Source organism: Marinobacter bryozoorum (assembly GCF_023156245.1).
GTDB classification, from domain to species: Bacteria; Pseudomonadota; Gammaproteobacteria; order Pseudomonadales; family Oleiphilaceae; genus Marinobacter; species Marinobacter bryozoorum.
In genome coordinates, this window is record NZ_JAKZAH010000022.1 from 52,218 (window position 1) to 64,055 (window position 11,838).

Genomic DNA, 11,838 nt, shown 5'->3' on the forward strand with positions numbered 1-11,838 from the left:
GACACGTCGGTTATCCCCTCTTGTTATTATTGGTGATGTTTTCCGTTGTTATTTGTTAACCAGGCCGCACTTGGTGTCTTCCATGGTGATGTAGGCCTGGTCTGCGGGAATGCGTGAAACCACGTTCAGCAAGTCCCACTCGCTCTCGGACTCGTCCGGTGATTTTACCTCCACCAGGTACATGTCGTGCAGCATGGAACCGTTGGGGGCAATCTTGCCGCCCTTCACGAAGAAGTCGTTCAGCTCCATCTCACCCAGCTTTGCCCGTACGGCATCGCTGTCATCCGTGCCGACCTCGTCCACGGCCTTCAGGTAGTTGTGCACTGCGGAGTAGACACCGGCCTGCACCATGGTGGGCATGGCGCCGTGGCGCTCGTAGAAGCGGTTGGACCACTCCAGTGCCTCTTCGTCCTGGTTCCACACGAAGGCGGTGGTGAACTGCAGGCCCTGGGCAATGTCCAGGCCCATGCTGTGCACGTCGGTGATAAACACCAGCATGCCGGCCAGTTTCTGCCCGCCCTGTACGATCTGGAACTGGTTGGCCTGTTTGATGGCATTGACCGTGTCCTGGCCCGCGTTGGCCAGGCCAATCACCTGGGCACCGGACGACTGTGCCTGTAACAGGTAGGATGAGAAGTCATTGGTGGACAGTGGATGCTGGATGCTGCCGACGACTTCACCGCCCAGGTTCTCCACCACGGCGCCGGTGTTGTCCCGCAGGGAATGGCCGAAGGCATAGTCGGCGGTGAGGAAGAACCATTTCTCGCCACCATTCTTGACCATGGCGGTGGCCGTACCCACCGGCAGGGCGTGGGTGTCGTAGACATAGTGAATGCCATAGGGCGTGCACTGTTCCTCGGTAAGTGCCGTCGTGCCGGCGCCGGTATTCATGGTGATTACCTTGCGCTCGGCCGCCAGTCCCTGCACCGCCAGGGCCACGGAGGAGTTATCCAGCGCCGTGAGCATGTCCACGTTGTCGGCATCAATCCACTCACGGGCCGTACTGGCTGCAATATCCGCCTTGTTCTGGTGGTCGGCCGAGACAATTTCGATGGATTTGCCCATGATGGAGCCGCCGAAATCCTCGACCGCCATTTCCGCCGCGATGACGGCGCCGGGACCTTCCAGGGTCTTGTAGACACCGGACATGTCACTGAGGACACCGATCTTCAGCACATCGTCAGAAAGCTCCGCGCTGGCGGCCATGGGTAGGGAAACCGCAGCGGCAGCCGCCACGGTGGTGATACCTGTCTTCCAGTTCTTGAGCATGGTTGTTACCCCTTCTTGTTGTATTTGGTGGGGCGGTGTCCCGGGTGGGCCACCGTTCCTCACCCTTGATCAGACACTCAGGTGCCTGTTCAACTGGTCTTGCTTGGCTTCCAGCTCCTCAGCGGCGATCTGCTCTACTACCTGGCCGTGCTCGATCACGTAGTGGCGGTCCGCCAGGGGCGCGGCAAAGCGGAAATTCTGCTCCACCAGGATGATGGTAAAACCCTTGGCTCGCAGCTTACGGATGACATCGTCCAGGGCCTTCAGGATGACCGGCGCCAGGCCCTCGGTGATTTCGTCCAGCAGCAGCAGGGTGGCGCCGGTGCGCAGGATACGGGCGATGGCCAGCATCTGCTGTTCGCCACCTGACAGCTTGGAACCCTGGCTTTTGCGACGCTCCTCCAGGTTGGGGAACATCTGGTAGATTTCATCTACGGACAAGCCGCCCTCGGCAATCACCGGCGGCAGAACGAGGTTTTCATCCACGTTGAGGGAGGCGTAGATACCCCGTTCCTCGGGGCAGTACCCGAGTTTGCCCACCCGGGCAATCTGGTGGGTGGGCAGGTTGATCAGCTCCGTACCATTGACCCGGATAGAGCCGGTGCGCTTGCCCACCAGCCCGAGAATGGCCTTGAGGGTGGTGCTGCGGCCGGAGCCGTTGCGCCCCAGCAACGTAATGACTTCACCCTCGTGTACGGTCAGGTCCAGGCCGTGGAGGATGTGGGACTCGCCATACCAGGCGTGGAGGTTCTCGATCTTCAGCAGTTCGCGTGCATTCTCAGGCGGCATCGGTGGTCCCCATATAGGCTTCCATCACGGCAGGGTTGGTGGAAACGGTGTCGTAGTCCCCCTCAGCTAGGACCTGGCCCCGATTGAGCACGGTGATTCGGTCCGCCAGGGTGGAGACCACGTTGAGGTTGTGCTCGACCATTACGATGGTGCGGTCCTTGACCACCTCCCGGATCAGGTCGGTAACCGTGTGCACATCCTCGGCGCTCATGCCCTGGGTGGGCTCGTCCAGCAGCATGAGCCGGGGCTTGAGGGCGATGGTGGTGGCGATCTCCAGTGCGCGCTTGCGGCCATAGGCCAGCTCCACGGCCTTGGTATCGCCGAACGCACCCAGGTCCACCTGTTCCAACAGGTGCTGGGCCTCTTCATTGAGCTGGTCAAGCACCTTGATGGAGCGCCAGAATTTATAGGAGACGCCCAGCTTGCGCTGTAGGGCGATGCGGACGTTCTCACGGGCAGAGAGATGCGGGAACACGGCAGAAATCTGGAACGAGCGGATAAGGCCATGCTGGGCAATGTCCGCCGGGCGATGGTTGGTAATGTCATCGCCGTCGTAGAGGATATTGCCCGCCGAGGGTTTGAGGAACTTGGTCAGCAGATTGAAGAACGTCGTCTTGCCTGCACCATTGGGGCCGATCAGGGCATGGATATGCCCGGTCTGCACCTTGACGTTGACGTCCTCAATCGCCTTGAAACCCCTGAAGTCCTTGGTCAGGCCCCGGGTTTCCAGAATCACGGATGAGGTAGACTGGTTTTCACTCACGGATCGTCACCCTGTCTGTCCCGCCGGTCTGGCAGCGGGTTCTTGTTATTATCTGGCCACGCCGTTGAATCACGGCACTTTTGTGACGGCCGGTTCTGAACCTGTTCTAGTAAAGATGGAACCTGACTGGGTTGTCAAGTTGCTCGCCTTAAGTATTTTTCGGCCAGTGGCCCAGCTGCCCGCCTCCGGGGCTTCGGCGTGGAAACAAGGGGGGCTCCATTGATGGCCTTGCTGGAATGGACGAGGCGAGGTCTGTCTTTTTGCGTGCCTTGATAAAAAACGCAGGACAGGTAATATCTTCAAGACACAGGACAAATCAAGGGGTGATTGAGTTGCATGATTATATTGCCGAAAAACAGGGCATTTTGACGCAATTCGGCAGCGTTAATTATTACCTCGGAGAGTTCAAGTGAGTAAGGAAAAGTTAAAGAAAAAGCCCCAGAAAACACTGAAAGAAAAAAGAAGGGAAAAAAAGGAAAAGAAACCTGAGTAAGTAAAAAAGGGGAAGGATATTCCTTCCCCCTCAAGCACGACTCCTATCTTTTAGTTTTTGTTGTCTATACGGAGAACGACCATCTTTCCTTCTTCTCCGCCCAGGCTGAAATTCACACAGTCTCCAATGCTACTGCCCAGAAGGGCAAGCCCCAGCGTTGAATCGACGGGCAAGTCGTTGTGACGTGTGCCGGGCCGCCGAACAGAATGCACCAACCGGAACATGTGTATGTGGGAATCCAGGCAGTCTATCAGGGTGATTGTGCTGCCAATGGTCGCCATATGGCCTTGCCCGATAATGCTACCTGCAGACAGACGACGTGTCTTTTGACTGAGAATCTCCAGGGTTTCAGGAGACATAAAAAAGCCGGGATCAACATTCACAACAGTACCCTCAACTGGACACTTGCTGAAATAAATAATCGGAAGGGATAGGTTTATAAGCGGGCCGGGTTTTCAGGCCCGCTTATAAATGGAAGGAAGGTTGCCTTGCGAAATATCTGAACAATTCAATGCTCCTCTATGTGCAATCGTTGACCACCATATCAGCTTTAAAAATAAAGGCAACTCGCCGGAGTTTGGTGCTTATTGTATGGCTTTATTTATTTCTGGGCAGGTGCGTCGGCATAGTGAATCGACCTGGGCGGAGAGGGGGCTCCAACGGGTGAGAGGATCGCCAGTGTAACCGGTCTCGCAGCAAGTCCAGGGTGGGTCAGGTCAGCGCGCTCCCCGGAAGCAGGGTCAGCGACGGCTGCTGGCTGTCATCGGGTGTGAACGGGTCGATTGTGCCTTGTCGTCCGGTACTGGCGCCCGGACGACGGAAGGCCCCAGAATTTACTTGTAGGCGCGGTTGAGCTTCTTCATGCCGCCGATCCAGCGGTCGTAGTTCTCCGCCTTGTTGCGGAAGTAGTTCAGCACCTGTGGGTGTGGCAGTACCAGGAAGGTCTCTTCCTCGATGGCCTTGAGGCAGGCTTCGGCCACCGGTTCCGGTTCCAGCATGCCATCGATGCTGGCAACGCCTTCCTCGTGCCCCTTGGTCATGGCAGAGCGGACCGCCTGGGGGCAGAGTACCGATACCTTGATGCCATCGTCGCCGTAGGTAAAGGCAAGCCATTCGGCCAGTGCCACGGCGGCGTGCTTGGTGACCGCATAGGGGGCAGAACCCACCTGGGAGAGCAGGCCGGCGGCGGAAGCGGTGTTCAGGAAGTAACCAAACCCACGCTCCTTCATGCGCGGTGCCAAGTGGCGGGCCGCAAAGACGTGGGACATGACGTTCACATCCCAGATTTTCTGCCAGTCCTCGTTGGAGGCTTCCGGGCCACCCGCTACCATGATGCCGGCGTTGGAGCAGAACAGGTCAATGGGGCCCAGCTCCGTTTCCACTTCGTCAATCAGGGTTTTGATTTCGTCTTCCGATGCCACGTTAATCTTTCGGGCCACGCCGTTGATCTCGGCTGCCGTGGCTTCCGCCCCTTGCTGGTCCAGGTCAGCGCAGACGACGGTTTTCGCGCCCGCTTTTGCAAAGCGAAGCGCCAGCGCCTTGCCAATGCCGCCGGCGGCGCCGGTAACGACAACGATACGATTCTGAAGATCCATATTGTGCTCCTTTTATTGTGATAAGCGTTCTTGGGGTATCTGAAAAGCACGCCTTTGATGTACAGCGGTCGATCTTACCACCCGGCCGCCGTATCGTCCTGCCCGCTGTCACCCAGGAGGGCTCAGGGCAGATTTGATATAACTCAAGTGACAGATTGATAGCGTGACAAACGGGTGCAGATAACAGATAGACTGCTAAAGATCGTCGGGTTTTCGTCGATAAGGATCTACTCTCCAGTCACGCAGGTTACCAATATGCTGTTATCCAAGTCCCGGGTGTCCGCCTGGATTCAGGCTGTAGTTGAAGACAGGGTTCCGGAGCATTACCCCGATTGGCTTGAGCCCCTGGTGCAGCAGCGCCGGGAACAGAGAAGGCACGAGCTGAATATTATTGATGCCGCGGTTGATGCCACCCGGGAGGTGACGGAGCTGGGTGAGGGCGCATTGAAATTTGAACAGCGCATCTCCCACCTGACCGAGAAGGTTCAGTTACTGGCCACGGCCATTGAGGAAATGTCAGCAAGCGCCAACGAAGTTGGCGGACTTGGGCGTGACGTGCTGGAGCAGGCCCAAAGTCTGAAAGAAGACACTGAAGAATCCCTGCGGGCCCTGCAGGAAATGGAATCGCATCTCAAGGATGTGGATAGCTCCCTCGCCAGGGCCAATGACCAGATGGCTGCCTTTGCCGAGAGCACCCAGGAAATACGCGGGCTCACCAATTCGGTTAACGAGATCTCCGACCAGACCAACCTCCTGGCACTGAACGCGGCTATTGAAGCTGCCCGTGCCGGTGACGCAGGGCGCGGATTTTCGGTGGTTGCGGATGAGGTGAGGCAACTTGCAGGGCGCAGTTCGGAAGCCGCGGGCCGTATCAACGAGATTGTGGAACATATCCTCACTGGATCTGACCAGGTGCAGGAGCGGCTGGAGGCCTCCTTGAAGGCGGTCAATGAATCAGCAGAAAGCCGTCAGCGAGTCTATGAGCGGGTGGCCCAGTCCCGCGATTCGGCCCACCACAACCTGGATGTATCCAGCTCCATCGCTTCGGCAGCAGAAGAGCAAAGCCAGGTAGCGGCGGACATGGCTTCACAGGTCAGCGCCAATGCCGATGATGCTGCGGCATTGTCCGATATTTTCGGTGACCTCATGGGCAACATGCCGTCACTGCGAAGCAGTAACGCCAGCGTGCTGGATAATGTCGACCAGAAACTGCCCCTGAATATCATTGCCCTGGCCAAGCGGGACCATGTCATGTGGGTCGACAAGCTGGTTCGCTATGCGGTGTTCGACCAGCGGGGGCTCAAGGAAGAGGAAGTCAAGGACCATACCCAGTGCCGGCTGGGCAAGTTCCTGGAAACGGATATGGCCAGCTTCATCCACGACAGCAGTGAGGGGGTACGCCTCGTTGAGCAGGCTCACCCCAGGGTCCATGCCATCGGGCGGGAGCTGTATCAGCTGGCAAGGAGCTACCACGATGGCAAGGTGGATGAGAGCCGCTATGTGGCCCGGGTTTCAGAATTGACCGAGGCACTCAAGGCCAGCTCCTCGGAAGTGCTCGGGTTGCTGGACGTGGTGCGCCAATCGGCGAGCCGGGCTCAGGCCGGATCCATGCTGAACTGATCACTGCCTGAGTCCAGGCCGCCCTGTTCGAGGCGGATCTTTACCTCCAGGTTATGACGGGAGTCAGCGTTGGCGAGGGCTTCCTCGCGGGTAACCCGGCCCTGGCGGTAAAGCTCCAGGATGGCGTGGTCGAAGGTCTGCATGCCCTGTTCAGGGCTTTTTTCCATGATTTCGCCGATGCCTTCCACTTCTCCCTTGTTGATCAACTTCCGGATGTAGGGGCTGGCCAGCATGACTTCCACTGCGGCGGCCCTTTTGCCGTCATGGGTTTTGAGCAGTCGCTGGGATATAACAGCCTGCAAATGCATGCTCAGATCCATTTGTAGCTCCCGGTGGGCGTGCTCCGGAAAGAAGTTGACGATGCGTCGCATGGTCTGATTTACGTTGCTGGCGTGAAGTGTGGCCAGGCACAGGTGACCGGTTTCGGCGTAGGTGAGGGCGTGCTTCATGGTGTCCCGGTCGCGGATCTCGCCGATCATGATCACGTCAGGCGCTTCCCGCATGGCGCGACGCAGGGCTTCCCCATAGGAAAGGGTATCGACGCCCACTTCCCTCTGGTTTACCACGCTTTGTTTGTGGTGGTGGGTATACTCGACCGGGTCCTCAATGGTCAGTATGTGCCCTGACCGGTGGGTGTTACGGTAGTCAATCATGGACGCAAGGGTAGTGGATTTTCCCGACCCGGTAGCACCCACTACCAGTATCAGGCCGCGGGGTTGCATGATCAGTTGCTCCAGCACCCGCGGCAGCCCCAGGGCTTCGATGGAGGGGATTTCGGTCTTCAAGTGCCGAGCCACCATGGCCACTTCGCCCCGCTGCCAGAAGATATTCAGACGGAAGCGGCCTACCTGGCTGATACCGACGGCCATATCCAGCTCCAGGTTTTTTTCGAATTCCGCTCGCTGGCGGTCATTCATGACCGAATAGGCCAGCTCCTTGACGGCACCGACCGGAAGGGGCTTCTGGGTGACAGGGCTGGTTTTGCCTTCGATCTTCATCATCACCCGGGCACCGGTTGACAGGTACAGGTCAGAGGCACCCTTGTCGGCCATGACTTTCAGGTAGGCTGGTAATTCCATGCGTTCTCCAGGATGGTTTTCAGTCGGGTGGCGTTGTTCCGATAGACTTTTTCATCAGAAATAGTACTTTCTTAATATACCTGCCCGAGAACAATAAAGTGCGCGAGTCCGTGTTGATGTCTTCGACCGAAGAGGGGGAAGCCTTGCCTCCGCCCAGTCACCGTATGCCTTTGCTGCTGTATGTTACAGCCTTGCTGGTGTTACTGATTTCCGCAAGCATTGTTGCTGGCACCAATCACCGGGAGATTACAGAGACAGCGACCAGGCGGTCTGAATCCCGGGCCGACCTCGCTGCTGAGCTGGTCGCCAGCACGTTGCGGTCCGGGCAATACGCACTGCAGGCCCTGGCCGGATTCGTCGAGCCCCTGATTTCCCAGGCCAGTATTGCCCCTGGCTCGCGCCTTGAGAGTCTGGAGCAACTGCTGGACACAAAGGTACAGAAGCTTGGCTTTGCTGATACCATCTATGTTGTTGATGTGGATGGCAACCTGCTTTATTCCTCTGCCGGCGGCGAAGGAGGCAGGGTTCCGGCCTGGGAGTTCCTTTCGTTACATTTGCCGGGGAAAAAAGCGGATGACCAGGTCACGCCGGTATACACGGATGCCGACACTGGCCAGTCCTGGGTATTCATTGTTCGTAATCTTTATTCCAGCACAAAAACTATTACTGGAACGATCATTGTCCGCCAGTCCCCGAGGGTGCTGGCCTCCTCAATTGACGGGCTAAGTCTGTCCGACGGACAAAGCATTGCAATTATCGATGAGGCAATGGCGTTGATTGCCCGGCTTCCCGCGGTTGGCGGCACTGACCGGGTAACGCGGGTTGATGAGCCCGCCGCCATGGGCTTTATCGAGAGCGGTCGTGAAAAGGACCAGTTGACTACGCACTCACCGTTTGACGGAGAGCAGCGATTCTACGGTTTTCGACGCGTCGCTGATGCGCCCTATGTTGTTGTCGTCGGCGAAAGAACCGGTGTTGCACTCTATGCATGGCGGCAAAGCCTATGGGTTCTGGGCGCGGGTATTTTGTTGGTGGCTGTCCTTGGTGCCCTGCTGTTGCGGCAACTCCACCGGCGTGGACAGGCCGAACAACGGCTGGTCCGGGAAAACCAGGAACGCCAGCGACTACAGCACCTGGCACAGGCCAACGAGGACTGGTTAAAGGCCCTGGTCCGGTCAATTCCTGACCTGATCTTCGTGGTGGACGAGGAGGGTAAGTTCGTCTTCGTGCACGCAGCGGATGAACGCGACCTGCTGACCACACCGGACGAGTTTATCGGTCATCACTACCGGGATGTGCTGCCGCCAGAACTGGCTGACCGGTTCAGGGAGGTCAAGGGTGAAGTCAGGGGTTCCGGCCAGACCTACCATTTTGACTATCGCCTGAATGTCGGGCATGAACTTCGATCCTTCGAAGCGCGGGTCAACGTGCTCTCTGATGCTCATCACAACTATAGCGGGTTCCTGGCCCTGGTGCGTGATGTGACCGAGCAGAAAGAACGGGAGGCGGAGTTGCGAATTGCCTCAGCCGCCTTTGAGACTCATCTGGGCATTATTGTTACCGACAAGCAAGGAACCATTCTCAGGGCCAACAAGGCCTTCTCCGTGATCACCGGCTATGAAGAGCAGGAAGTCGTCGGAAAGACACCGGCGGTGCTGAGCTCCGGATTACAGGACCGTGCTTTCTATCAGCATATGTGGACAAAGATGCTGGAAGATGGCGCCTGGGAGGGTGAAGTCTGGAATCGTCGCAAAACCGGTGAGGTATACGCTGAGTGGTTGACCATCAGCGCCGTAAGAAACCCGTCGGGGGCCGTTCAGAACTTTGTCGGCACCTTCCATGATATTACCCGGCGCAAGAAGGCGGAGCAGGAAGCTCATCGACTGGCTTTCTACGATTCGCTGACTGGCCTGGCGAACCGGGCCCTGCTGGAAGAGCGGATAGCGGAAGTCTGTCGATTCAATATCCGGCGGCATGTCAACGCAGCCCTGCTGTACCTTGATATTGAGCAGTTCAGGTCCATCAACGATGCCCGTGGTTACGAAACCGGTGACCTTGTGCTGAAGGCAATGGCCAGCAAGCTGGCTTCGTTCATGCGGGAGAGTGACACGCTTGCCAGGATTGGTGGCGATGAGTTTGCGGTTCTTTTGCCGGGCCAGCACGCCACACCGGAGATGGCAGCCAGGTCGGCGGAACTGGTTGCAGAGAAAATCATTGAGGAGTTCAGCCCTCCCCTGAGCGTTGCCGGCCACCTTGTCCAGGTTCAGGTCAGTATCGGTATTGCGATTATCGACGGCAAGGATAGTCCGGCTGACCAACAACTGCAGCGGGCCGAACAGGCCACGCAGCAGGCCAAGGAAAGGGCAAGGCAGCGGGATGAGCGACGAATTGCCTTTTTCAATCCCGACCTGCAGCGGCAGGTGGTGCAGCACGTTATGCTGGAAGACGAGCTGAGACATGCGGTCAGCAGGGACGAGCTGTTGATCTACTACCAGCCCCAGGTCCGTTATCCGGACCAGCTGCTTGGCTACGAATTGCTGTTGCGCTGGCGGCACCCCGAAAAGGGGCTGGTTTCCCCTGGGGTCTTTATCCCGATTGCAGAGCAAAGCCGGCTTATTATTCCGATCGGGCAATGGTTGCTGGAACAAGCCTGCCGGCGGCTGGCTGCCTGGAGTGCTGACCCTGCAACGTCGGAGCTGACACTGGCCGTGAACGTCAGTGTTATTCAGTTCCAGGCGAAGGGGTTTGTCGATGGGCTGGCGCAGATTCTCAGGCAGACCGGCGCCCCGCCTCGTATGTTGAAGCTGGAGGTTACCGAGAGTCTTCTGATGGATGACCCGGACCGGGTTACCGAAACCATGAACACACTCCGGTCTCTGGGTGTGCGATTTTCGCTGGATGATTTCGGCACCGGCTACTCGTCGCTGAGCTACCTCCGGCGCCTGCCGCTGGATCAGGTCAAGATAGACCAGTCTTTCATAAGGGACCTGGGCGGCAACTCAGCCAGCTCGGCGATCGTGGAATCCATTATCGGCCTGGCGCGGGGCCTTGACCTGGAGGTTATCGCAGAGGGGGTGGAAACTGATGAGCAGAGAGACTGGCTGTTCAGCCACGGCTGTACGGATTTTCAGGGGTACCTGTTTGGCCGGCCGGCGCTCCTGTCTGAGGGCCCCCGTTTGTAACCGTCGCCTGCGCGGCTCAGTAAGCTCCCCGGATTAACTCAATGCCGGGGCGGAGTACCTCACGCCACTGGGCGTCCAGGTCTCGGTCGTATTCCGGGTCATGCCGGTCAACCGCTTTCATCAAGGCATTCAGCCACAGCTGGTACCAGTCAGGATTGATATTGAAGTTATGGCGGTTGTGGCTTTCCCCCAGGGCACGGAGTTTGCGGTCTGACATACCCCGGGCCACCAGGATCAGTTGCATGATGCCGTTACGGAGCAGGTGACGCTGGGCGGCCATGTCCGTGTTCACGAAGCGCTGGCGAATTTCATCGGAGCTGTCCATGAAAAAGTCATAGAAGTCCTTGAAGAACTGCTCGTTACGGCAGCAACGGCCATAGCTCTGAAACACTGAGTCTGTCGCATTCATAATGGGTCCACGGGTCGGTCAATGAGGGCGCGCATTATAACCACACAGAGGGCAGGGGCCGGTAGGTAGCAACCGAAATAAAACGAGTGGGACAAAGGTCGCTGGCTGCGGTACGAGCAGCCATTTAGCGACCCTACCGCATGCTTTTCCCGGAGGCATGAACAGTCAGCCCGGCCCGTCGCCTGGCAGGCCCGCAGCTACCCGGTTCTTGCCGTTACCCTTGGCCTGGTAGAGAAGCTTGTCGACGCGATCCAGCATCGCCATGGGGCGGTCCCCGGGCACTGACTCGGTAACGCCGATGGAAAGGGTAACCTGGCCGATATCCGGGAACTTCCTTGAGGCCATCACACTGCGAATATTCTCGGCAATGTCACGGGCTTTCCCCAGGTCGCAGAATGGCAGCAGCACGATGAACTCCTCGCCGCCCCAGCGGATACACTTGTCGGTTTTGCGGGTTTCTCCCAGCAGGATGGCGGCCACTGCCTGGATGATTTCATCGCCTTTGTTGTGTCCGAAGGTGTCGTTACTAATCCGAAATAAAGTAAGCGAACATCACCCGGAGATGTAAGCCAAATCTGGATGACCAAAAAAGGACTGCAATAGCTTTGGTAATTTCTGCAAACGTCGCAGTTGCCGGAA

At 57.7% G+C, this 11,838-nt stretch carries 10 protein-coding genes; 2 read left to right on the forward strand and 8 right to left on the reverse strand.

Annotated features, from left to right (window positions below; translation table 11 throughout):
• Positions 1–48: 48 nt before the first annotated feature.
• The 5 genes from MLC59_RS12785 to MLC59_RS12805 form a co-directional block, all read right to left on the reverse strand.
• Positions 49–1,269 carry an ABC transporter substrate-binding protein gene (locus MLC59_RS12785; protein ID WP_248234691.1) on the reverse strand — a complete coding sequence of 407 codons (1,221 nt, stop codon included), beginning with the start codon at positions 1,267–1,269 and terminating at the stop codon, positions 49–51.
• 69 nt (positions 1,270–1,338) lie between these two features.
• Positions 1,339–2,058, reverse strand: a complete 720-nt coding sequence (locus MLC59_RS12790) for an ABC transporter ATP-binding protein (RefSeq protein WP_248234692.1) — start codon at positions 2,056–2,058, stop codon at positions 1,339–1,341.
• Positions 2,048–2,821 (reverse strand): ABC transporter ATP-binding protein, encoded by a 774-nt coding sequence (locus tag MLC59_RS12795; protein WP_248234694.1) that lies wholly within the window; start codon positions 2,819–2,821, stop codon positions 2,048–2,050. Before MLC59_RS12795 ends, MLC59_RS12790 begins: the two co-directional genes overlap by 11 nt.
• Positions 2,822–3,364: 543 nt before the next feature.
• Positions 3,365–3,697: a GreA/GreB family elongation factor gene (locus tag MLC59_RS12800; RefSeq protein ID WP_248234695.1), complete on the reverse strand. Its 333-nt coding sequence runs from the start codon at positions 3,695–3,697 to the stop codon at positions 3,365–3,367.
• Positions 3,698–4,147: 450 nt separating this feature from the next.
• Complete coding sequence (locus MLC59_RS12805; RefSeq protein WP_248234696.1) at positions 4,148–4,909, reverse strand: SDR family oxidoreductase; 762 nt, start codon at positions 4,907–4,909, stop codon at positions 4,148–4,150.
• 255 nt (positions 4,910–5,164) lie between these two features.
• Between MLC59_RS12805 and MLC59_RS12810 the strand changes: the two genes are divergently transcribed.
• Complete coding sequence (locus MLC59_RS12810) at positions 5,165–6,529, forward strand: methyl-accepting chemotaxis protein (protein ID WP_248234697.1); 1,365 nt, start codon at positions 5,165–5,167, stop codon at positions 6,527–6,529.
• On the opposite strand, the gene MLC59_RS12815 is transcribed toward MLC59_RS12810, so the two are convergent.
• Positions 6,505–7,608 carry a PilT/PilU family type 4a pilus ATPase gene (locus MLC59_RS12815; RefSeq protein WP_248234698.1) on the reverse strand — a complete coding sequence of 368 codons (1,104 nt, stop codon included), beginning with the start codon at positions 7,606–7,608 and terminating at the stop codon, positions 6,505–6,507. The genes MLC59_RS12810 and MLC59_RS12815 overlap by 25 nt on opposite strands.
• Positions 7,609–7,724: 116 nt before the next feature.
• Between MLC59_RS12815 and MLC59_RS12820 the strand changes: the two genes are divergently transcribed.
• Entirely contained in the window at positions 7,725–10,790 is a 3,066-nt protein-coding gene (locus tag MLC59_RS12820; RefSeq protein WP_248234699.1) for a bifunctional diguanylate cyclase/phosphodiesterase, read from the forward strand.
• Between the two features lie 16 nt (positions 10,791–10,806).
• Here MLC59_RS12820 and MLC59_RS12825 read toward each other — a convergent pair whose 3' ends face one another.
• Together MLC59_RS12825 and MLC59_RS12830 are read right to left on the reverse strand one after the other, a co-directional pair.
• Positions 10,807–11,199: a globin gene (locus MLC59_RS12825; protein WP_248234700.1), complete on the reverse strand. Its 393-nt coding sequence runs from the start codon at positions 11,197–11,199 to the stop codon at positions 10,807–10,809.
• Positions 11,200–11,364: 165 nt separating this feature from the next.
• Positions 11,365–11,730, reverse strand: coding sequence for a GGDEF domain-containing protein (locus tag MLC59_RS12830; RefSeq protein ID WP_345799776.1), 366 nt, complete (start codon positions 11,728–11,730; stop codon positions 11,365–11,367).
• Between the last annotated feature and the right edge of the window lie 108 nt (positions 11,731–11,838).